The organism is Lysinibacillus sp. FW12 (assembly GCF_050817245.1).
GTDB classification, from domain to species: Bacteria; Bacillota; Bacilli; order Bacillales_A; family Planococcaceae; genus Lysinibacillus; species Lysinibacillus irui.
Map to the genome: position 1 here is coordinate 2,609,233 of NZ_CP139094.1, position 21,438 is coordinate 2,630,670.

The 21,438-nt window shown below is 35.8% G+C and carries 32 protein-coding genes; 14 read left to right on the forward strand and 18 right to left on the reverse strand.

Annotation, left to right across the window (positions count from 1 at the left end; all coding sequences use genetic code 11):
• Positions 1–71: 71 nt before the first annotated feature.
• The 9 genes from SJW71_RS13500 to SJW71_RS13540 all read right to left on the reverse strand — a co-directional run bounded on the left by SJW71_RS13500 (position 72) and on the right by SJW71_RS13540 (position 5,661).
• A complete protein-coding gene (locus SJW71_RS13500; RefSeq protein WP_274796976.1) occupies positions 72–590 on the reverse strand; it encodes a hypothetical protein in 519 nt (172 codons plus the stop codon).
• Positions 587–1,066 (reverse strand): RNA polymerase sigma factor, encoded by a 480-nt coding sequence (locus SJW71_RS13505; RefSeq protein ID WP_274797313.1) that lies wholly within the window; start codon positions 1,064–1,066, stop codon positions 587–589. The genes SJW71_RS13500 and SJW71_RS13505 overlap by 4 nt, the downstream gene beginning before the upstream one ends.
• Before the next feature lie 134 nt (positions 1,067–1,200).
• Entirely contained in the window at positions 1,201–2,001 is an 801-nt protein-coding gene (locus SJW71_RS13510; protein ID WP_431811014.1) for a nucleotidyl transferase AbiEii/AbiGii toxin family protein, read from the reverse strand.
• Positions 2,002–2,532: 531 nt separating this feature from the next.
• Positions 2,533–3,024: an immunity 22 family protein gene (locus SJW71_RS13515; protein WP_431811015.1), complete on the reverse strand. Its 492-nt coding sequence runs from the start codon at positions 3,022–3,024 to the stop codon at positions 2,533–2,535.
• Positions 3,025–3,028: 4 nt separating this feature from the next.
• Positions 3,029–3,589 carry a hypothetical protein gene (locus tag SJW71_RS13520; protein WP_431811016.1) on the reverse strand — a complete coding sequence of 187 codons (561 nt, stop codon included), beginning with the start codon at positions 3,587–3,589 and terminating at the stop codon, positions 3,029–3,031.
• A gap of 62 nt (positions 3,590–3,651) precedes the next feature.
• Positions 3,652–4,440, reverse strand: a complete 789-nt coding sequence (locus SJW71_RS13525) for a class I SAM-dependent methyltransferase (RefSeq protein WP_431811017.1) — start codon at positions 4,438–4,440, stop codon at positions 3,652–3,654.
• A complete protein-coding gene (locus SJW71_RS13530) occupies positions 4,428–4,859 on the reverse strand; it encodes a BrxA/BrxB family bacilliredoxin (RefSeq protein ID WP_312506059.1) in 432 nt (143 codons plus the stop codon). The genes SJW71_RS13525 and SJW71_RS13530 overlap by 13 nt, the downstream gene beginning before the upstream one ends.
• Before the next feature lie 101 nt (positions 4,860–4,960).
• Positions 4,961–5,392, reverse strand: a complete 432-nt coding sequence (locus SJW71_RS13535) for a hypothetical protein (RefSeq protein WP_407135960.1) — start codon at positions 5,390–5,392, stop codon at positions 4,961–4,963.
• Positions 5,393–5,427: 35 nt separating this feature from the next.
• The gene (locus SJW71_RS13540; RefSeq protein WP_313469580.1) at positions 5,428–5,661 is read right to left on the reverse strand and encodes a DUF3953 domain-containing protein; all 234 of its coding nucleotides are present in this window, start codon (positions 5,659–5,661) and stop codon (positions 5,428–5,430) included.
• Positions 5,662–5,898: 237 nt separating this feature from the next.
• Here SJW71_RS13540 and SJW71_RS13545 point away from each other — a divergent pair, with 237 nt between their 5' ends.
• Together SJW71_RS13545 and SJW71_RS13550 are read left to right on the forward strand one after the other, a co-directional pair.
• Positions 5,899–6,264 carry a hypothetical protein gene (locus SJW71_RS13545; protein WP_274796968.1) on the forward strand — a complete coding sequence of 122 codons (366 nt, stop codon included), beginning with the start codon at positions 5,899–5,901 and terminating at the stop codon, positions 6,262–6,264.
• A gap of 109 nt (positions 6,265–6,373) precedes the next feature.
• Positions 6,374–6,850, forward strand: coding sequence for a hypothetical protein (locus tag SJW71_RS13550; protein WP_431811018.1), 477 nt, complete (start codon positions 6,374–6,376; stop codon positions 6,848–6,850).
• A 65-nt stretch (positions 6,851–6,915) separates the two neighbouring features.
• Here SJW71_RS13550 and SJW71_RS13555 read toward each other — a convergent pair whose 3' ends face one another.
• The 4 genes from SJW71_RS13555 to SJW71_RS13570 all read right to left on the reverse strand — a co-directional run bounded on the left by SJW71_RS13555 (position 6,916) and on the right by SJW71_RS13570 (position 8,671).
• Positions 6,916–7,476 carry a DUF4256 domain-containing protein gene (locus SJW71_RS13555; protein ID WP_313469577.1) on the reverse strand — a complete coding sequence of 187 codons (561 nt, stop codon included), beginning with the start codon at positions 7,474–7,476 and terminating at the stop codon, positions 6,916–6,918.
• A gap of 16 nt (positions 7,477–7,492) precedes the next feature.
• Positions 7,493–7,783: an RNA polymerase alpha subunit C-terminal domain-containing protein gene (locus tag SJW71_RS13560; protein ID WP_274796965.1), complete on the reverse strand. Its 291-nt coding sequence runs from the start codon at positions 7,781–7,783 to the stop codon at positions 7,493–7,495.
• 125 nt (positions 7,784–7,908) lie between these two features.
• A complete protein-coding gene (locus SJW71_RS13565) occupies positions 7,909–8,319 on the reverse strand; it encodes a hypothetical protein (protein ID WP_431811019.1) in 411 nt (136 codons plus the stop codon).
• Between the two features lie 16 nt (positions 8,320–8,335).
• Positions 8,336–8,671 carry a hypothetical protein gene (locus SJW71_RS13570; RefSeq protein WP_274796963.1) on the reverse strand — a complete coding sequence of 112 codons (336 nt, stop codon included), beginning with the start codon at positions 8,669–8,671 and terminating at the stop codon, positions 8,336–8,338.
• A 201-nt stretch (positions 8,672–8,872) separates the two neighbouring features.
• On the opposite strand from SJW71_RS13570, the gene SJW71_RS13575 reads away from it, so the two are divergent.
• On the forward strand, positions 8,873–9,022 hold the full coding sequence (locus tag SJW71_RS13575; protein WP_274796962.1) for a YjcZ family sporulation protein: 150 nt from the start codon (positions 8,873–8,875) through the stop codon (positions 9,020–9,022).
• 258 nt (positions 9,023–9,280) lie between these two features.
• Here SJW71_RS13575 and SJW71_RS13580 read toward each other — a convergent pair whose 3' ends face one another.
• Positions 9,281–10,153, reverse strand: coding sequence for a hypothetical protein (locus SJW71_RS13580; protein ID WP_431811020.1), 873 nt, complete (start codon positions 10,151–10,153; stop codon positions 9,281–9,283).
• 199 nt (positions 10,154–10,352) lie between these two features.
• On the opposite strand from SJW71_RS13580, the gene SJW71_RS13585 reads away from it, so the two are divergent.
• From SJW71_RS13585 to SJW71_RS13605, 5 genes are all read left to right on the forward strand, one after another.
• Complete coding sequence (locus tag SJW71_RS13585) at positions 10,353–10,796, forward strand: NlpC/P60 family protein (RefSeq protein WP_431811021.1); 444 nt, start codon at positions 10,353–10,355, stop codon at positions 10,794–10,796.
• Between the two features lie 305 nt (positions 10,797–11,101).
• Positions 11,102–11,386, forward strand: a complete 285-nt coding sequence (locus SJW71_RS13590; RefSeq protein WP_313469572.1) for a hypothetical protein — start codon at positions 11,102–11,104, stop codon at positions 11,384–11,386.
• Between the two features lie 70 nt (positions 11,387–11,456).
• Positions 11,457–11,927 (forward strand): DinB family protein, encoded by a 471-nt coding sequence (locus tag SJW71_RS13595; RefSeq protein ID WP_274797312.1) that lies wholly within the window; start codon positions 11,457–11,459, stop codon positions 11,925–11,927.
• A 192-nt stretch (positions 11,928–12,119) separates the two neighbouring features.
• Entirely contained in the window at positions 12,120–12,716 is a 597-nt protein-coding gene (locus tag SJW71_RS13600; protein WP_274796958.1) for a TetR/AcrR family transcriptional regulator, read from the forward strand.
• A gap of 97 nt (positions 12,717–12,813) precedes the next feature.
• Positions 12,814–13,395 (forward strand): CPBP family intramembrane glutamic endopeptidase, encoded by a 582-nt coding sequence (locus SJW71_RS13605; protein ID WP_431811022.1) that lies wholly within the window; start codon positions 12,814–12,816, stop codon positions 13,393–13,395.
• Between the two features lie 66 nt (positions 13,396–13,461).
• Here SJW71_RS13605 and SJW71_RS13610 read toward each other — a convergent pair whose 3' ends face one another.
• Together SJW71_RS13610 and SJW71_RS13615 are read right to left on the reverse strand one after the other, a co-directional pair.
• Entirely contained in the window at positions 13,462–14,079 is a 618-nt protein-coding gene (locus SJW71_RS13610; RefSeq protein ID WP_274796956.1) for an HAD family hydrolase, read from the reverse strand.
• A 15-nt stretch (positions 14,080–14,094) separates the two neighbouring features.
• On the reverse strand, positions 14,095–14,490 hold the full coding sequence (locus tag SJW71_RS13615; RefSeq protein ID WP_431811023.1) for a pyrimidine dimer DNA glycosylase/endonuclease V: 396 nt from the start codon (positions 14,488–14,490) through the stop codon (positions 14,095–14,097).
• A gap of 78 nt (positions 14,491–14,568) precedes the next feature.
• On the opposite strand from SJW71_RS13615, the gene SJW71_RS13620 reads away from it, so the two are divergent.
• Positions 14,569–15,030, forward strand: a complete 462-nt coding sequence (locus SJW71_RS13620; RefSeq protein WP_274796954.1) for a GNAT family N-acetyltransferase — start codon at positions 14,569–14,571, stop codon at positions 15,028–15,030.
• A gap of 200 nt (positions 15,031–15,230) precedes the next feature.
• Here SJW71_RS13620 and SJW71_RS13625 read toward each other — a convergent pair whose 3' ends face one another.
• Complete coding sequence (locus tag SJW71_RS13625; protein ID WP_341386112.1) at positions 15,231–17,003, reverse strand: oleate hydratase; 1,773 nt, start codon at positions 17,001–17,003, stop codon at positions 15,231–15,233.
• Between the two features lie 660 nt (positions 17,004–17,663).
• On the opposite strand from SJW71_RS13625, the gene SJW71_RS13630 reads away from it, so the two are divergent.
• The 5 genes from SJW71_RS13630 (at position 17,664) to SJW71_RS13650 (ending at position 20,884) form a co-directional block, all read left to right on the forward strand.
• A complete protein-coding gene (locus SJW71_RS13630) occupies positions 17,664–18,197 on the forward strand; it encodes an HXXEE domain-containing protein (RefSeq protein WP_341386111.1) in 534 nt (177 codons plus the stop codon).
• A gap of 40 nt (positions 18,198–18,237) precedes the next feature.
• A complete protein-coding gene (locus tag SJW71_RS13635; RefSeq protein ID WP_274796950.1) occupies positions 18,238–18,429 on the forward strand; it encodes a hypothetical protein in 192 nt (63 codons plus the stop codon).
• Positions 18,430–18,556: 127 nt separating this feature from the next.
• Positions 18,557–19,504: a bile acid:sodium symporter family protein gene (locus tag SJW71_RS13640; protein WP_431811024.1), complete on the forward strand. Its 948-nt coding sequence runs from the start codon at positions 18,557–18,559 to the stop codon at positions 19,502–19,504.
• 96 nt (positions 19,505–19,600) lie between these two features.
• Positions 19,601–20,248 (forward strand): pentapeptide repeat-containing protein, encoded by a 648-nt coding sequence (locus tag SJW71_RS13645; RefSeq protein ID WP_274796948.1) that lies wholly within the window; start codon positions 19,601–19,603, stop codon positions 20,246–20,248.
• 144 nt (positions 20,249–20,392) lie between these two features.
• Positions 20,393–20,884, forward strand: coding sequence for a DUF2798 domain-containing protein (locus tag SJW71_RS13650; RefSeq protein ID WP_274796947.1), 492 nt, complete (start codon positions 20,393–20,395; stop codon positions 20,882–20,884).
• Positions 20,885–20,974: 90 nt separating this feature from the next.
• Here the strand turns inward: SJW71_RS13650 and SJW71_RS13655 are convergent, their stop codons facing one another.
• Positions 20,975–21,424 (reverse strand): DUF1569 domain-containing protein, encoded by a 450-nt coding sequence (locus SJW71_RS13655; protein ID WP_431811025.1) that lies wholly within the window; start codon positions 21,422–21,424, stop codon positions 20,975–20,977.
• Positions 21,425–21,438: the final 14 nt, after the last annotated feature.

The window sequence follows — 21,438 nt, forward strand, 5'->3', positions numbered from 1 at the left end:
TTTATTGGCAAGGCACACATAGTATAGTCTATCCCTATACATAATAAAAAGAATCCCTCTAAAGGGATTCTTCATCGTATCGGTTGTTCAAAATTCCAATTTGTATAAATGACAGCTGCCTGAACTGGTTGTGAGGAAGTATTTTCTGTAAAGCCACTTATTAAATTACCTACTCTAAAGGTAGGCTCAAATAATTGTTCTTCCTTAGGTGGTGCTGTTGGACCATCGATTCCAATTCTAGTTTCATCTGTCACGACGACTTCCATTCCATTATCTAGTGTAAAGCTCAGCCCATCCTCTCCAACTGCTGTAATAATTCCTTCGATATTTACTAATGCTTTTGCTGCAGGTGCAGAATGATCCGCTACAATTCTTTCCGTTAAATCAATTGTTGTATCATTGTTTGTATGAACCATAGCAACTACTGCAATCACTGCACAGGCAACTAAACTTGCCACACTTATTCTTACTTTTTTCATAAAGGCCCTCTTTTCTTTCTTTTCATATGCCAACATCTCTTTCTGCATCTTATCCTTAAATTCCTCCGAAGCATGAATCTGCTTCATCACATTCTTATAAGCATTCATCATACTTTACTCCCCTCTTCTAATATCGTTTTCAGCTTCATTCGTGCCCTTCGTAGCTTGGAGCCTACTGTGTTGACATTTATCTCTAATAAATTGGCAATTTCTGCAGTTGTGTAGCCTTCATAATAATGTAAATAAACAATGGCTCTCTCTTTAGGATGAAGCTCAAAAATTTCAGCAAGAACGATTTGCTCCTCTTTTGCGATAAAGGACATGTCTTCTGTAATTGGAACCGTTTTCTTCACACGAGAAGATTTAAAATAATCCTTGCATTTATTGAATGTCACTTTTATAAGCCAAGCCTTTAAATGCGATTCATTAGCGAAAGGCTTTTTCTGTTTCATCAGTGTCATATAAACCTCTTGTACAATATCCTCCGCCTCAGACATACTTTTTGTCTGTTGCACAGCAATTCGTATAAGCATGTCACTATAGGTTTGAACAATTTCTTGAACACACAAGCCAGCAAACGTTATCATATTTCACCTAACCTCCTTCATGTCATAATACGATTCAACTTCATTTATTCGTGCAACGGATCATTTAAATAAAAAAAGAGACAAAAATATGTAAAACCCCGCGAACAATATGAGGTTCGCGGGGTTGTCTATCGTTATTGCCAAGCCTGATTGTCAAACTGCCACTCTTTAAAAAATTCATTCTCATCTAAAATGACTTCATAAACAGGATTAAAAAAGTGTTTCAGTACGCCTGATATTTCAAGCGTAGGATTTAATTCGATGGTAAAGTGATGTCGATCAAATAATTCCTCAATATATTCCTGTAAAGCACGCCCTTCAATGTTTTGCGTTTGGATCAGTGAAAGTACATCTTCTATGGCCTTTGCAGTCTTCTCTAACGCTGGATATTGATATATTTCTATAAATTTTTGTGCAAGCACAAACTCCGTTGGATATGTATAAAGTACCGCAGCCTTACAATCTAGTAAGCTTGGGAAAATAATTGTTTTCGGCATCAATCGCGGGGTTTCATTAAAGGTAATTTTTACTTCTATGTATGTGGTCATCTGAGCCAATGCTACTGGTATTGTTATGTGAATACTATTATCCGTTAATATAGACTCTATCTTTTCTGCAAACCATTCAATCCCATCCTCAACTGTCATCAAACAAATTTCCTTCAATGCCTGATTGACAATGTCATGCTGATGGATGCTTTTTCTAGCTGTTAGTGTAAGTACGTTTGAATGCTTTACCAGCCCATCTGTTAATGCAAATAATAATGTATCTCCATCTAGATAAAATTGATCGTCATAGGATGATCCAGCTAGGCGATATAGTAGCCGTTCTTGACAATAAAGTGAAACGAGCTGCTCCAAATTTTCTTGCCGTGATTCAGCTAAATTTATTAATTGAGCTGCTACATTTGTTGAAAGAGTATTGATATTTTCCATAGACATCCCTCACCTTTTTGATTTTTCAGATTTCTTATTCGAAATTTAGATTTTTACTAAAATTCATACTTTTATTATTACTTATTTTCTGAATGGAGTAAACGGTAATGTATACCAATATAGTATGTATAAAAAAATAGCCTGTCGTTAAAAAGCACGACAGGCTATACAATTAGACAAGGGGCAGCCTCGCTTGTGCGAAACCACCCCTTTAGTATTTATAGGTAACATTTTCGTAAATTGTAAAAGTCTCAACCCAATCATCTGGGGAATATTATCTTGAAACAGTATTCGTTTCATTACCGCGGTAAAATTCCACTGTGAGCTTTCTAACTTAAGCAACGCAAACCCTACCATCTTTTGCGTCCTTGCAGCCCCAAAGCATGCGCCAGTGTGAATAAGTATCTACAAAAACAAAAAGCAGAATGCCAGATTACGGAAATATGCCACCTAAAATAGCACGTGTATTATTATAACATCTAATTTCATAAAAGTAAATACGTAATTGACGAAAAACTTTTAATGGTAATATTAAATTTCCCGCATTTTGATAGAACCAATAAAATCCAAGTGAAATGCTTCATGATGCATATGTTGAATCTGTCCTTCATACTTCACATCATATAATAAAACCACTGTATTATAGGCTTTGGGTAACTCCTTCCCTATTTTTTCTATTAATTGATGTTTAAACTGCTGAGCATAGGAGAATTCATCACGTATAAGTTGCCCTAGTTGATTAGAAGAAACCTCATCAAATAATGCCTCACAGAAATCCTCATCGAATGTTAAACCAAAATCATATTCAAATTGATTATAGAACTCATCATATAGCGCCTTAAAAGCCTCTTCACAGGGACGGTGCTCATTTTTTGCTAAAAAAAGCTGCTTTAGCTTTTGTGAAAATGATTCGTCCGTTTCCTCTTCACCTTGATAAACTGTATTAAGATAGGTAGCTAGCTGTTCTTCATTAGTAAAATTACCTGCCCAAATGGATACATAGCCTTCGTTTTCATAATTCATGGTCTCATTCCTTTCTTGAATAAATCAAGGCACCGCCTGAGCCCATGATTAGTAAATGTTTGCCGGATGGAGAGAAGCCACATTTAATTACACCATCTAATCGCTGTACATCAATAGCCGTTGCATTTTTTAAATATTCATAATGTGTCGTATAAAGATGATCAAGCACTACCGTAGCACGGGGCCACCAAGGATAAATGACCTCCACATGCCAGCCATCTGTTGTCATATGGATCCCATCTCCTGCTTCAAAGCCAAAAATAGGTATCGGTTGCTTAGATATTGGCAGCTGAAACGTTAAACGGTCATCACTTATGCTGTCGTCTGTACGATCTGCATCTCGTTCTCTAGTAAGGCGACGACCTGTTATAGGCTCTGTGACACTATAGCCTGATCCACTAATGAGTACGATGTTTTCATCAGGATCCCACCCACAAGCCAGGACACCATTCGCTGGGACGATGGTTTCATGTATCCAGGGACTTGGAGGTTTCGTGCCTTTCAAAGCCTGTGCTTTTGCCAGCAAATCTAATTCAAATGGGGTTCTTATTTCATTTTTATCCATATTATCCCACCCTCTTTTCTCTAACGATATAATAAATAGAGGCCTGTCTCAAGAACAAGCCTCTATACGTTTAAAACACCATAATGAAATTTAGCGGTGATCCGTTCATATTGCTGAAAACCATAGATCGCAAACCATTCCGAACGAAAATGCGCCTTTAACACGACACGCTTTTTCGCCACACGCTTGGCTTCATGGACCCATTCATCTGTTAATGTGACATGTTCTCCTGCTTGCCGTAGTGCTTGGAAATTATTAGCCTCTTCAATAATCTCTTCAAACATCGGGTCCATATAGACTACGTCAAACGCATTGTCTGGTAAGGTTTTTAAATAATGAATAGCCTCTGACTGAATGACCTCAATTTGTCGCATGCAGGCAGTTAATGGTAACTCAGCCGTATCATAGGCTTGCATCCCTTGTCTAACAATAAACGCTACATTTGGATTCGCCTCTAGTCCCACTACACGACCTGCTTCCCCCACTGTATAAGCTGCTAGCATGGCATCCGCCGCTAGCCCTAGCGTACAATCCAACACCGAATCACCCTGTTGGAGCTGTGCCGCTTCCAAAAAAGGCTCTGTCTCACCACGTGCAACGCGCTTTAAACGAAACGCCGCAGAATTGGGATGAAAGAAAAATGGCTCCTGTGCCCCATAGGCATAATAGTCATAACGATTTTTCCCCGCCACCATCACATGGGCCTGCAATGCCTGTGACATCTTGTGAATAGATCGCTTTTTTCTTGGCTCAAATGTAGCGCCTAATTCTTGACATGCAAAAGCAGCGAGCGCCATCGATACCTCGTCTGGTCTGCCCGCTGTCGTCACTATCGTTTTTAGTTCTCGCATGTTTGCTCTAACACGCCAGTTAAATGAGAAACAATTTGCTCCACAGGGAAGCCTTCAATTTGTTCACGTGGAATAAAGTAAGCCAATTGCCCATCCTTTAAAATCGCCATAGAAGGTGAGCTTGGTGGCACATCTTCAAAATAAGCACGCATTGCCGCAGTTGCTTCTGGGTCTTGTCCTGCAAACACCGTCACTAAATTGTCTGGCTTCACCGCTGCAATAGCCTCACGCGCTGCCGGACGAGCAAGTCCTGCTGCACAACCGCATACTGAGTTAATCACCACTAACGAAGTCCCCTTCGTCTCTGCCATAAATTCATTCACCGCATCAGCAGTCGTTAGCTCCGTAAATCCAGCCTCCACAAGCTCCTCACGCATCGGCTTTACTACCTGCTTCATATATTCATCATAAGCATTCATGCTTTTACCCTCTTTCCTATGTATTCGCAAAGCTTATTATAGCAAGGTTTTGTGTGAATGTACAAAAACATGCTTTTTGGCTAAAAAGCACTTGAAATCTATCATATCCCTAATACAGAAATGAACTTCGTTGTTGAACTTTTTTGCTCAATCCACATTTGAAATTCTGTCATCATCGAAATAAGTTGTTTGATATTGATATCATAGTTTTCTCTAAACTCTTTCTCAGAATAGTCATATAGAAAGCCGATTGTATCTTTTAATGATTGAGGGTTGGGATTACTTTGTAGGACCTGTTTCATTTTTTCTAGTTCCTTATTAATCTGGCCCCAAATCTCAATCTCTATTTCATTGAAAGCAAAGTAATCAAACTTCTTGTAGCACTTCTCAATAGCAGGCAATATGTAGCCAAAGTTGTCTTCGGTAAAGAAAATAGAAGAACTATTCCAGCATTCGCCTTTGTATATATCAGGTAAAATCTCTATATAACACGAACCTTCAAGTACACTTAAATCATAAATTATTTCAATCACTCAACCTGCCCCTTTCCATCGGACTCAAATAGTAACTACATCCATAAAAAGCTTTGAATAGACGCATACATTGAAAATAAAAACACCCCGGTGAGGAAGCATCCATAAACCTTTTTCCCTCTCTGGAATTCTTGTATACCTGAAGTTAACATGTATAAGCCTAGGAAAAAGAACATTAGAAAATTCAGCTGGAAATCTCGTGCGATGAGTCCGTAAGCTGCGAGAGAAATGCCGATGATGGAAAAAACAATTTGTAATATTTTTAGCATAACTTTCCACCCCCTCTTTTCTTAATCTTACACCAAACATGAACGGAAATGATTTAAATTACCTTTATTTGTTACTATATTTTCTGACAGGTTTTATTTTATTTAAATAATTAAGAACGATTCTCAAAACGTTATTCTACTCCTACTCCCACAATAGTTAAAGGAAAATATTAACGATTAAAATTTTTCTGAAAAAATGATATTATCAAAAGGATTTTTGATTAATGGGGGATTTTGATGAACATCGATTTTGAAGAGCAATTATGTGAGATTTTTTCAGCATTACAACTAATTGAAGGAGTTAAATCAGTAGAGTGTATTATTACTATTTTAAAAGATCGAGTCATTTTCCCTGAAATAACCACCTTAATAGTCAACTCCAAATTCGAATTGGTTTATGTATTTGATGAGCAAAAAGTGGTGTTCAAGACGTTAAAAGAAGTAGCGATTGATTCAACGTATATAAAAGAAATCAATCTTATTAATGAACATATTCATGCAATTGAAACCATCTTGAATGAGTTAATTAATACCGAAGTAATTGCAAACTATTCTCTACACCTTCTGTCTTTAAAGTATAAAGAGAAAATTCCGAATAGTTGATATTAGGAAGTGGTGAACTGTTAGAAAATGCCGATTTTCAATTTGGAGATCAGCTTTTTTAAAAAGTAAGCACAGGGCATTCGTAAAGAACTTTTAAAGATGGAGGCAAATGATATTGAAAAAGTTTCGAGGGAAAAAGCGTTATTTCCGTCACTTATGGCGAGAAACATCAGCAGAGCAATATGATATAGACTTTGGCAAAGAAGGATGGTTTGATTTGTGGCACATCCATCTTGATTTATTTGGGCTTGGGAATCAAAGTGTGAAGGTTCGAAGAGAACATATTAAAGCACAAATTGCCTTATATCAAAGTTTGTTAGATAAGCTCGGAACACTTGAGAAACCATATCAATCATGGATTGAGTTAGTTGATGAAGATGCTGGCTTGGATTCAATTTATATTCATACGCCTAATCCTAATGAGGATAATTTTCCACTGAAAATACCCAATATAAACTGGAACTGTCTTATTCCAAAAGACTTCGAGGATTTACTAAACTTGAACGAATTTTATATAGGACACTACAAGTGTGAATCAAATAACAACTATATCATCCAATCTAAAAATAATAGGGTTCAATTATAGAATTTGTTACTTAATAACAAAAGGGAAACCCTCACAAATTAGGTTTCCCTACCTTACTATGAACGTCAAACTCTTAAGGAGCCACGGAAACCTCTTGCGGCATAGTAGGATTCTGCTCCATTATGATACATGAAAATCGTGTCATAGCGGCGGTCACAGAAAATGGCACCACCGAGTTTTCTGATGTTTTCTGGTGTTTGTACCCAGCTTGATGTTTTCAAATCGAATTTCCCAAGCTGTTGTAACTCGCGATATTGCTCTTCCGTTAACAGTTCAATGCCCATGTCCTTCGCCATGTCCATTGCAGTATTTTCTGGTTTGTGATTTTTTCTCGCTTCCCATGCTTCTCTGTCGTAGCATACACTTCTTCGACCTTTAGGACTTTCTGCTGAACAATCATAGAAAATATATTCGTCTGTCTTTGCATCATAGCTAACAACATCTGGTTCACCACCAGTCGCTTCCATTTCATGAAGTGACCACAATTTTTCTGGATTTGCGTCAAGTTTAGCTTGTACACTTGCCCAATCAATGCCTTCATGGCGTTCAATATTTTTCTCAAAACGAGCTTTTAATGTTTTGATGAGTTCCTCTTGTTGTTCATGTGTCAATTCCTTATTGGTCATCGTTGTCTCCCCTAACTTATTTAAATGATAGTCCTTCTTCCTCTAATGAAGATCTTAATATCGGTAATGAGGCTGGTCCAATACCATGGATGTTTAGTATTTCTTTTTCTGTATAGAGCGATAATTTTTGTAACGTGTCAATGCCTTCGTGAACTAAAGCATTTCTTGCAGGTGAACTAAGTTTTGAAAGGAAGCCGCTACTTGGTTTATTTTCTTTATCACAGGTAGGGCAGCTTGGACAATCCGTGCTTTTAAAAAACGTATGTCCCTTTTCACAAACCCTTCGCTTTTTTTCTACCAACCTCATCCCTCCAAACTTGTGTTTTGTTTATTTTAACATATTTCTCCTATTGGATTGTAGAAGGACTTAGGCATATTAAATAAAAAATTGCTTTTTGCTTCGTAAGGCTCCTTAAACCTATAATTGTTCTTTTACTTCCATTCATAATATTTCATAATAGCCTGTATAGTGAGCACCAAACTCATTACTGTTGCCAATATGAGGTAGATCGCTTCACGGTGATTGAGCATTAATCCATAGCTCATTAAGAGGCTAAAGCCACTTCCAAAAGTATTAAAAGCGAATAGTGACCCCCACAAGACAATCTTCAATCGTCTATATCCGCTTCGTCCCAAGAAATACCTTATGTACAAGAAACAAACACCACCTAGTCCAAACAAGAACAGGAAAGCTGTAGGTGAAGATGAAGTTACAGTCATTGGTTCTTCGTATGGCATATCGACAAATAAAATATTGCCAAAATGGATCATGTTTAACACTAATAGACAAATCAGCACATAAAAAAAGAATATTCCTTCACCTATTGCCAATAATCCTTTCATTAGTGGATCTCCCCTCTTAGTCTAATAACCTCACATCCTTTTTATGGACTAAATAACTGCAAAAAGGACAACAGTGATCTTTCTTAATAAAAATCGCCTGATACATATCTGACCACTGGATCGTGTCTTCACAGCGATCGCATTCTACATAAAAATCAGGTAGTAAGCCCTTATCTAAAAGAATATCCCATTGGATGTTTGTTAATTGTTCTGGCCCATTTTTAATAACGTATATGAAGATTTCCAATGCTTCCCCATCATAAACTCGGTTTGACTTCACCAATTCTTTTAAATAAGAAATACATTCTGTTGGTTCATTACTTATTCTTTGTTTTAGCTTGTCACGCAGCATTTTCCTCCCGCTTTCTTTTTCATTCTTTAACGACACACTACTCTAATTAGGTAAAAAATAAAAAATTAAGTAAAATAAATCACATCAATTTATTTCTAAAATTGCTTCATCACTAAATTTTTTTAATAAGCATCGGGTCTAATAACATTTCTCCTTTCAGCAACCTTACATATGATAGGTTGTAGAAAGGAGGGATTTTCAATGGGATACGGTGGAAATGTAGGTAACTACAATAACAACAGCTGCTATTATGGCGGCGACTCTGGCGGCGGATATTACGGCTCAACATTCGTTTTAATCGTAGTATTATTCATTCTTTTAATTATTGTCGGCGCTTCTTTCATGTATTAATTCATCCCTAATAGCACCTAAAATCCCCTTTTACACGATCAATAGTCGTGTTAGGTTATGCTAGCCAATTCATAAGGGTCACTTTACCAGCCTAGTGACCCTTTTCCTATTCAAACATGCATGCGATAATTGAATGGAGGATTAGCCGTGTTTGGCGTTCATTTCGTACATAACAATTTCATCCGAATTCATACAAGAGTAAACCCAGGTCCTCAAAATAAAGAGCACTTGGGTTTACTTGAATGCTATAGAACAATATTAGTCCTTCGCAAAATATGTTGGATCTATTTGAAGAAGAATTGTATTCATATCATAAAATCCCCACTTTAATTTTTCCTCATAAGTGAATCCTTGTTGATTTTGAATAAATGCTAACCAGTCCTTTTCTAGCTCACTACTATTCTTTCCGTAAACTTCCTCTAATTTTTTTGCTAGTTCTTTCTTGTCGTAGATCTGTTCATACTTTTCGAGTCCGTATGTATCAATTAAATAGATAACAAATGAAGCCGCATGCGTATAGCTCACCTCCATAAGGACTTGATTCTCTTTTACATTTGAAAGTTTAGGGCGAAAATAAACATCATCTTGATTTGGATCAATTAACCTACTAATGGGTATTAACTTATCTGACTCCATATATTGCTTCATGTATTTATCAAAATATAATTTATTTTTTCCATATTGATACTCCATATAACTTGCAAAACCCTCTTGCGTAAAATAGCCGTTATCTGTGTCAAAATTGTTGCCATAGCCAAGTAAAGAATGGGTCATTTCATGGACAAGTGGGTATAGATCTTCTTTCACACCAGCTAATTCGATTTTCGATGCTAAACCCCATGATTGACCGTCTTCCTTAAGCCATACGCTTATGTGCTCGGATGGCGTGTAGGAAGTATGAATGGAATCCTTTATATGGTCATATGCCGTCACAATTTCATCCTTTATAGCCTCTACTTTTTCCTGTGGAACACCAACCTTATTCTTAATCTCAAAGGTTATTTTTCCATCGTTTGTCACTACAATATTATCATCTTTCTCTTCTTGAATTGGTTCCTTAGAAATCGTTTCCTCTGTACAAGCGGTTAATAACAATAGACTTAGCAGGAAGGAGCCTCTTAATTTAAACATATGTACCTCCAGAAAAAGTATTTTTAGTATATACGAGGATAAAAATCCAGGAGTTTCATTTTTGGTAATATTCCTGTAATTTATTTATTCGTCATTGCCCTTTCTAGGTATACCACAAAATATTTTGTAATATTTGGAAGGTTTTAAAGCCATTTTTGTTGAATATAGTACCTTAACGACATGTTAAAGGAGTAATTAAATGGAGAAAAATTATGAAGAGTATATTAATAATGCAATTGATTGGGCTAAAAGTCATTTGAACTCTGAAGAATATTGTTTCATTTGTTTAGCTTTTGTAGAGGATGCTTTAGAAAGAAGTAATAACATTGAAATTTTCGGTGGAGATACGGCAAAAGAATCTGCAGTTTTATATGAAGCAAGTATGCAAACAGGAATACCTCCGAAAGGAACCTTTGTTTTTTACGATTGCTTTGGTGTAATTAAAGATGAGCGAAAAAATTGGGGTCATGTAGGATTATCTGTTGGCAATGGCGAGATCATTCATGCTTGGGATAAGGTAAGGATTGATCATTTCCTTGAAGTAGAAAAGTTATCGACCGCACCAGGTTGGGATAAACCAAAGTTCATTGGGTGGGTACCACTGGAACGCATTATGGAAGGGTTCCAAAGCAAAGTTTATTAAAAAGTAAATTAATATTATATAGCCTTACCATTTCACATGTAAGGGCATGTTTTGATCATTCTTCAACAAAACATGTCCTTTTCATTTCTAGAAATTTTTCGAAACAAGGAGGAATTTTAGCTTTTTAAAGACGATGGTCTACAAAACCGAGTAATCTTATCATATAAATAGTAGTGTTAAGCGAAATACGTTTAACATGATACCTCCCGATTTGTTACTAAGGGGCACTTTTGCGAGTGCCCCTATTGAATATGTCATCCCTAGCTATTACTATAGGTTGTATTCGAAATTACAGGAGTAAATCTATGCTAGAAAATTTATTTGATTTTTTATCAGGTGCCTTTAGTGGTCAGTCCGCTTTACATACAAGAAAAATCGATCGAAATATAGAAAGGCTGCAACAGTATGAATGGTTTCACAATATATACCATCAAGATCAGTATCGCAGCTTATTTTTTGCGAATTATCATGTGAGAAACTACCTTCAAAGCAATGTTCGTGTGAATAGAATGCTGAAGAAAAAGCAGGCTCAAGAAAGGTTTATCCTTTTTTTAAATAAACATTTGGATAAACGTTTCCGCAGTAATTAGAGAAAACTTCCAATCGAACATAAATTCTTATATACTTTAATTACTACTAGCGAATGGAGGTTGATGAATGATGAACGCCATAGATCTGATCATATTAAATTTCAATGAAGTACGAAGACGTAGTATAAAGCTTTGGAGGTCTATCCCCCAAGAAAAATTACATTGGAGGCCAGATGATGAAGCCATGTCGTGCATCGAGATGGTTAGACATGTTCTAGAAAGTGAACATTATTACCACCTAGCAATCCTTAATAAAGGCAGTATAGGCGAATTTGATTCACCCTTTGAAAAACAGCCCTACACTACTGTAGAAGCAGAATTATTATTTGCAGAGCCTTTTAGAAATGAATTTATTAACACGGTTCAAGCTTTTTCGAATGAAGATTTATCAAACATACAAATTGATCGCTCAGACGTTGGATACATAAGAGATTTGGGTGATATGTTGCTTAGAATTGCCTATCATGAGTCAGTCCATACTGGGCAATTACTAGATTATTTACGTACTGCAAAAGTTCCTATAACAACGATTTGGGATTAACATTTTAAGGTGTTGCACTTAGGTGACACACCTTTTTTCTTATCTTCATTTGTTCAAACTCTTAAAAACCTGGATGATCATTGCCCTAGTTATATTTCCCCCACCAGAACATTTCCAACAAACAGTACATTTGACAATAGTTCCATTTTATTTTTATATTGACTGGTTAATCAATCAAAAGGAGCAGTCATAATGCCAAGAACTGAAGCTCAAAATATAGAATTACGGGAGCTGAGACGGGAAGAAATACTACAGGCTGCATTAAACGTCTTTTCAAGAAGAGGAATGGTCGCAACTAAGATTAGTGATATAGCTAAAGAGGCGAATTTAAGTCATGGACTAGTGTACCATTATTTTCAATCAAAAGAAGAAATCTTTACACTTTTAGTTAAAAGAGCTGCTGAAAGCTCTGGGCAAATTATTGAAAAAGCGCATTTACAAGAAGGAACTGCACTCGAAAAACTGAAATGGATGACGGAGCAGATTTTATATAGTTTATCAGAGGGACAACAAATTTTATTATTCTTAATAATGATTCAAGCAAGTACGTCTGATGCTGTACCCGAAGAAGTAAAAAGATTTTTATCCTCGGAGGAATTCAAGTCCCCTGTTCACGGTCTCATCCCTTTAATTTCTGAGGGGCAACAATGCAATGAAATTGTTCAAGAAGATCCACTTAAATTGGCAATTAGCTACTATTCATTTATTCAAGGTTTTGCGATTAATAAACTACAATGGACACAATGTCCAGTTCCAGAAGCTGAAATAATTATGAAAATTTTTAAATAATCTTTTGGAAGAGAGGTTTTGTATGAAACAATTTAGTCAAGATACGAAATTTTGGTTATTATTCATATAACCATTTTTCATTATAATACTAGGGTTCTTGACTGCTACATTTTTTTATCAAATTATTGAGGGCTGGGCTTGGATTCCACTAGCGCTTGTTTATTGGAGCTTGTTAGGATTTTGCATTTACTATTTTAAAGGTAACAGAAAACTAGGAGATTGGTTTCAAAAGTCAAAAAAGGCTCCTTTTTGGATAACCTTCACAACGCTGATTGGCCTTTTTCCATTAACAATCTTAATTATGAACTACCATCTGTTTCACTCTGTTTGGTTAATACTCTCTTGGCTTTTATTCGCCATCATCAACCCTTGGCTTGAAGAATACTACTGGCGAGGCGTTTTATTTGATAGTTTATTAACAAAATTTCCAGCATGGTTCGCTATTTTATATACAACTATCCTTTTTGTCATAAGTCATCCATTGATGTGGGGAGTCTTTTCTTATGCTAGTCAATCCTATCATTTGTATATCTATCTATCAGTAACAGGTATCGTGTGGGCCATTACGTATTTAAAGACAAAAAGTTTACGTTCTATTATCTTATCCCACTGTATCGTCGATATAGGGAATTTGACTGTATTAACATTCTTAAATATCTACATACCACCTACAATGTAATGACACAATCATGAAAGATGGTGTGCTTTCAATGGACACCATCTTTTATTCTTTCTTCCTCCCTTATTATAAGCTCAAAATATCCTGAGCTTCATACAATACGTAATCAGCCTCTTCAAATCCATTTGTCGTTTTGGCACCCCAGAGGGCAAGGGCGAATTTAGCTCCTGCCTGCTTTGCACATTGGAAATCATAGATAGAATCACCAATATAGATGGCATCCTCTGGAGCTACCTGTAATGCGTCCAAACATTTTAATAGAGGCTCAGGGTGAGGTTTATGCTTCTCCGTATCACTGGCACTAACAATGTGTTTGAAATAATGACTTAAGCCAAACGGATCAAATTCATCGGTTACCTCCTGAGCTGTTTTAGAGGTCACGATGCCCAATAGAGGCGATTTTGCTGCTAATTGTTGAATAACTTCCTCTAGATTTTCGAAAACAGTCACTTCATGTGAAAAATCTAGAACAGCTGCAGACCACTTCCGATGAACTTCATCTATGTTATCAATGTTGAGCCTCATCAACGTATCCTTCCCAGGTATCCCCAATGCAAAGCGTAAATCCTCCAACGAATACTGTTGATCTGTCTCTTCCAGTAAGGTTCTTTGCAATGATTGTAAAATCGCCTGCTCAGTATCTAAAATCGTCCCGTCTACATCAAAAATAATCGCTTTTACCATCTATACCCCTCCTATTTATAGCACGTCCTTAATATACGTAGATAATTGCTCATACAATGCCTCTTCATAATCCTTCTGCCCACGAATAAATTTCTCCTTTAAATTATAGAAACAAATTTCTAGATATTCCTGATTATGATGATGCAAAAAAGGCTTCCTGTCTTTTACTGGTCCTAATCCATCAAAGTAGTTATTCATTTTTTCATAGGTTCTAATTTGAAAACCACGTTTATTCATTTCCTCCAACACTTTTGTTGTATACAAATACAAGTCAGCTTTCGGATAGTCATAAATATAATTAATGAGAATATGCCGATCCTCTTTAGCAAAGATACTATTAAGTTCTCTCCACTGCGAAAGTAGTTGGCCTTTAGGTAAATACGCTAGTAAATCTACATGCCATAATCTCATATGCCTTCCCCTTTCTATTATTCAACCATTAATGTAAAATATTACTTACTATGATAGTAAAACTGACGGAGGGATAGTATGGAAATAAAAACGGCAACTCTCGATGAAATTCCACAAATTGAACGTTTATACCAAGAGCTTTTTTTAGAAATGTCTATTCTTCAACCTAAATATATCAGACCTGCAAAACAGGATGCCAACTTTATCAGATATACGATCATTGAAGATGATTCTGATATATTAATCGCAACAGTAGAGAAGGAAGTTGTTGGCTTCTTGCTAATTAAAGAAACAACGACCCCACCCTATTCTTGTTTGGTTGAACACAAATATGCCTTTATTGTTGATGTGATAGTTGGCAAATCATACAAAAATCAAGGAATTGGATCTGCTTTATTAGAAGAAGCGAAAAAATGGGCAGCCTATCGTCACTTGGATTATTTGGAGTTAAATGTATTGACTGAAAATAAAGGTGCTAAAGCCTTATATGAAAAACATGGGTTCAAGGATATGAACCATACGATGCGCTTAGAATGTTAGTTATACGATGAGAAAGAAGGGATATCCATGGTAGAAACGAAAAAAGTACAAAAGAAAGCAAACCTCATAGTCCCTGTCTTTATTGGCATGGGATTAGGAGCCTTTATTGGATTGCTCGCCTATGTCAAAGATTGGCTATAAGCAAATTAAAAAATAGACAAAGCCTTATTAACTGCTTTGTCTATTTTTCTGCAAAATCACTAGATTAATTTACTTTCTTTCAGTAGATCATAAATAATCGTATCTTTTGTTTTATGAATACCCAATTTACCAATTTGTTTTAAAATGAATGGGGCATCAATATCCGTTAATTTTTTACCATCCAGCAAACGAGCTGTAGAAGCTAATAAGGTACGAATATCAAAAGCAGATGCAAATACCTCTGGCACGCCTCGGTCAATATTTAATAATTGATAGACCGCTTCCATCGCTGTTCTTACTGAATATTCCGTTGTAAAGACGGTGTCTCTTGCTGTTTCACTAAAGTTACCAATAAAGGCTAAGTTAGCAGATCCTTTCGGCACAACGAACGGACGATCTCCCATTGCTCTTGGCATAAAGTAAGAGGTGATATATGGCATATAACATGGAATAGTATTACAAGAATTTTGTGCTAGGTCCGGAATTTCATCAACCGGTACGCCCATATGGTAAAGCCATTCTTGTGCGATTTCTATTCCCGTACATTCCGTAATGCTTTTTTTAATAAAATTACCTGGCTTATTTGATAGTAAACCATAGATCCAAACAACTAATTGGTCTTTTGGTTGATTTTTAAAATGAGGTTGTCGGTTCAATGTATAGCTTAGCATCCAATTAGAATCTGTCGCTGTGACAATACCCCCTGTTACGACCTTACCAGCATAGGGATCTCTTTTACTAATCTTTTCAATATATGGAGCTACGCGATCATCCAATGTCGTAAGTGTTGCTGACACAAACCAACTTTCTTCTGGAAGATTGTCGCAGAATTTTTCTGGACGACCAAACTCACTATCTTGTGCAGCGATGTTTTTCCAAAGTGACCAGCTGCCACCTAAATCAGTGCTTTTAGGTGCTGGTGTATTATTATCACCGTAAGTTGTACTCTCGGTAATACTACCGTTTGTCACAAACACTAATTCATTTTCTGTCAGCTCAATATTCTTTTTCACGCCATCTTTTCTTAAAACGAGCGTATGAGCTACTTTTTTGTCTCCCACTTTATCAACCAAGACATTTTCGACAACCGTATTATATTGGAAATCAACATCATGGCTTTCTAAGTATTTAATCATTGGCAGTACTAAAGATTCATACTGATTAAACTTTGTAAATTTCAATGCTGATAAATCTGGTAATCCCCCAATATGATGGATGAAACGCATAATATAACGACGCATTTCCATAGCAGAATGCCATTTTTCAAACGCAAACATCGTGGACCAATAAAGCCAAAAATTCGATTCAAAAAAATCCTCTGAAAAAACGTCAGTGATTTTTTTATCCTCTAATTTTTCCTCAGGGGTAAAGAATAATTTAATCATTTCTTCAGATGATTGATCCGATAAGGTGAACTTCCCATCATCTTGCAGTCTTTGCCCTCTATCCTTTATTAATCGACATTTCGAATAATTAGGATCTTCTTTATTTAACCAATAAAATTCATCTAAAACCGAAGCATTTTCTACTTCTAAGGACGGAATGGAACGGAATAAATCCCACAAGCATTCAAAATGATCCTCCATTTCTCGACCACCGCGAATAATAAATCCTCTTGTCGGATTAAGAGTACCATCAAGACTACCTCCCGAAATATCCAATTCCTCTAGAATATGAATATTTTCCCCTTTCATTTGGCCATCACGAATTAAAAAGCATGCCGCTGAAAGGGAGGCTAGTCCTGAACCAATAAGATACGCAGATTTTTCATCTACCCCTTCAGGTTTTTTAGGTCGTGCGAAAGCTTCATAGTTACCATTGCTATAATACATATTACCGCCTCCTGATTTATTATTCTAATATAGAATATCACGAATGAACGGGAAAATGGTAAAATGAGCTAATCATTAACAAAAAATTCAAATTTGAAAGTTGTTCGTTAATTTACTTACTCTTCTTATTGGACATAGCAAGTGTTTGTATTTTTATTAAAGCAAACAATTCAATAAATTTCCGAAATAATTCCCATAGCCTCTACCTTAAAAAGGAAAAACGAGCCCAACCTATTTCTACTCGATATGTATAATTATTATACCGAAAAATCATTTTACCTTCATCCTTGTTTGTCTGTTTACCCCATTTCTTATTACCTAATGTACCCGTAAACTTAGCTATCAAAGACTATCTGCCCCTCCACCTGGTGACTAGACGTTTTATCTCTTTCTTCTTCACGATTTTAACATGCGTACTTTGAACATCATTAACGACCGTCCCTTCTTTGCTAGTTGCTAAGTAAAGGGTTCCTCGTTTAGTTTATTCGTTTGTTTCACTCATATTTTCATCCTGCGATTCCTTATTTCTGAGATTCAAACAACCTCTCTATTTTATATTTTATACTTTCCAGTTTTCAGTATGTTATTATTAACCCATATTACATATAAATGGTATTTTCAGTGTCGCTTCCAGCATAGAGATAAGGAGAGAGTATTCATATGGATTGGTTGAATGTCCAAACACTTATTTGGTTGTTTCCTATTATATTTATTATCCATGACTTTGAAGAAATTATTATGATAGAAAAATGGTTACATCATAATCGTCATAAGCTGTATGAAAGATTACCCCCTAAAATAGCAGATAAAGTGGTAAAACAATTTTCAATGACCACTGCTCAATTTGCTGTTGCTGTATTATTTATCTTTTTATTTGTGAGTCTCTCTACCATTCTAGCTAACCAATATTTCATAAACGGGGTAGCTCTTACTTTCTATTTTTTCACATCCGTCACACTTGTTTTCTTTATCCATGCTTTTACCCATATTGGACAATCGATATTCTTTCGCTCTATCACCCCAGGAGCTATAACATCAGCCATCATTATTATTCCCTATAGTATTATTTTATTTAAATCTTTGTTTAATAGCGGAATCATTACGTGGCATATAATTTTAATAAGCCTTCCTTTTGGCCTATTATTTTTCCCCATTGTCTTTACTGCTCATAGGTTAGGAAAAAGAGTTATCTAAACACATTTTTATCGTGAAAAGTAAGGAAGGAGGAAGTAGAATGACAAAAATTCCGATTTTTTTAAAATTGCTCATTGGTATTGGGTTGGTTATTATCCTAACCTCGTTGTACTTGTTAAAAGACCATCCTTATTATTTATGGATAAGGTGGACAGGTAATATTTTATTTATTGTAGGCATTGTATGGATTCCATTTACTAAAGAAATGGATAAAAAACATGTAAATACTTAGCGAGTCTTATCTAGACCTTCAACAAGTAGGAGTAAACCTTCTGCTTTTTTGCGGTAAATACTCCTACTATGTCCTGATTCATATTATAATAATGTGATAAAATCAGATAAAAAAAGAAGGTCTTTGTATGTTAGAAAAACTAAATGTATTTCTCCAAAAATACATTGCAATCCTGACACCGTTAAGTTTAGTTTTAGATGTATTCCTAGAAAGCATTGGACATCAATTATTATTCCTCGTATCCTGGCTATTTGCGTTCATGACATTCTCTGGCAGCTTAAATATGAAATTCAAAGATGTCAAAATTTTCATGAAGCATCCCGTACTCATTTTACTTTCAATTCTTTTTCTTCACCTAATCATGCCATTATGGGCTTATTTCTTATCCACCACTCTATTCGATGACCATTTACTGACTGTTGGCTTTGTTTTAGCGGTCGCCCTTCCAACTGGCGTCACAAGTGTTATTTGGATTACAATTTGCAAAGGTAATATGCCATTAGGCTTGTCTATTATTTTAATTGATACGCTGCTTTCACCTTTCATCCTGCCATTCATTCTCTATATCGTTTCAGGTGAAAAAATTGAATTGGATGTAGTCTCGCTGATCTTCAATTTACTATGGATGATTGTATTACCTACCATTTTAGGAATCGTGGTGAATGAACTTTCAAAAGGAGACATTCCTAAAAAATATGGCAAGAAGCTTGCTCCTTTTTCAAAGCTATGTTTATTCGCAGTCATTTTAATAAATAGTAGTGCCATTTCTCCCTACTTAAAGGATATTAATGTGCATCTATTTTTCGTTATACTTTTAGTGTTGATGCTTGCTGTATCAGGCTATGTCTTCGCCTTTCTCATTGGTCGCTATCTGTTAAAAGACTATTCACAAATGGCTACCTTTGTCTATACGGGAGGGATGAGAAATATTGCTGTTGGCGTTATTGTTGCCACAACATATTTTCCAGGTAAAGTAGCCATGCCTGTCGTTTTTGGCATGCTATTCCAACAAGTACTAGCTTCTGTTTTTAGTAAGATTGTAATGAAAAACAGAGTTTCTAATGAACTAGTTTAATAATGTACGATAAGGACACCGTTATATAGACGGTGTCTTTATTGTCGCTTTGCCCTTATACTAATGTTTAAGATCTCATGTAAAGGATGGGCTGATATGGCATACAATTTCAAAATTACATCACCTACAATACCGACAAATCTTGAAAAGGCAAATTTTCAGGATATTTTTTATGAGGAAGAACCTTATTTAACAAATTGCATGATCGCTGATACTGTCATTGAGCATGAAGATGTTGAACGATTAATCGTCTCTAAAGTTATCTTTAAAAATGTCACATTTATTAATTGTACCTTTAAAAAAATTGATTTAACGGATGTCATTTTTGAGAACTGTGATTTATCGAACTCAAACTTAAGTGAAGGTATCATCCATCGAGTGGCTTTTAAAAACTGTAAACTATTGGGGTTGAATTTTACTGAAGCTAACCTCGGCAATGTATCTTTTGAACATTGTATTGCCAACTTATGCAATTTCCCTGAAGTACGTTTCAAACAAGTACTATTCGATAACACCAAGCTACAAGGTGCCAATTTTTATGATTGTTTACTCAATAAAGTGGCCTTTCATGAAAGTGATTTAAATGATGCCGATTTCTCTCAAACTTCATTAAAAGGGATCGACATAAGTACATGTACATTTAAAAGACTGCAAGTAACGCCCGAAAGTTTAAACGGGTGTGAAGTCTCTTCCGAACAAGCGATAGGCTTTGCTTCATTACTAGGATTGAAGGTGAAATACTAGTTTAACCTTTTTACAGTGCTAGATTATTGCAGGTATAGTGGTGCAGAAAATTAATTCATCCTTTCAACTGTCACAAAAATGTCACTTACGAGGCATTTTTCAAATCTATATACTAACTTAAGTAACAGAAAGGAGTGTTAATAGATGCCCACTACTAGAAAAGAAAGTCTCTATTTTGGTTTAATAATGTGTTTTGGAATGGTACTTGTTATGACACTTTATAATTTTTACCTTAATGATACATTTGGACAAATTTCTTTCTTTGGAGGAATTACTGACTTTATTTTAGGGTTTATGGTTGCCATCATTCTTGACTTGTACCTTGTTGGACCTGTAGCACAAAAAATAGCTTTTCGATTCACAGCTAATACGAATAATATGCTTTTTAAGGTTTTAACCATCTCCACATGTATGGTTATTGGAATGGCCTTTTTCATGTCCATATACGGCTTAGTCATAAGTTATGTTCACAATGGTTTTTCCTCCAACTCGATAATCAAGGATTACCTCTCAGTGTTTGGTAAAAATTTCATTGTAGCATACCCATTGCAACTTATCGTTATGGGCCCACTTGTACGTTTTATATTCACGAAGTTTATTAAAACAACTCCGAATAACTTAGTATTAAAAAATTAAAAAGGATTCATAGTACGACATTCGAAGTAGCTATTTAGAATTTATTCTTTTGGCTACTTTTGAATTAACATTCGCCCATTTGTCCCCTATTTAAACCCCAAACTGTGTAAGATGATGGTCAAGGTGCTTGTACACTCCTATCCCCCATTGCTCAGAAGTGAGTTTACCGAAAAAAGGATGAGGATGCGTAGTGCATTTCTCTGGTCCGTTATTTTGGAATAGGATTATTTTTTGTTTAAGCTGTTCTTTTTCTCGTTCAAAATCTCTAACATCTGCAATCAAAATCGTTGGAATAGTAGACATATTACGAGGTAGTGTCTTGTCATTGTACAAAATTGGCTTCGCAAACCTTCCTACTATTATTCCTAGCCACCCCCTTGGTGGAAAGGAATTTCCCATGGCAATATCTTGAAAAGCCGAACAATGCGCTAGCATTTGTGCAACATTCATTTTTCCCCATTGTGGTTGCGCATTTGGAGTTAATTGATCAATACGCTTTAATACTTCTACTGAATGTATAGAATTAAAAATATTTTTCATGAGTGCGTATCCCC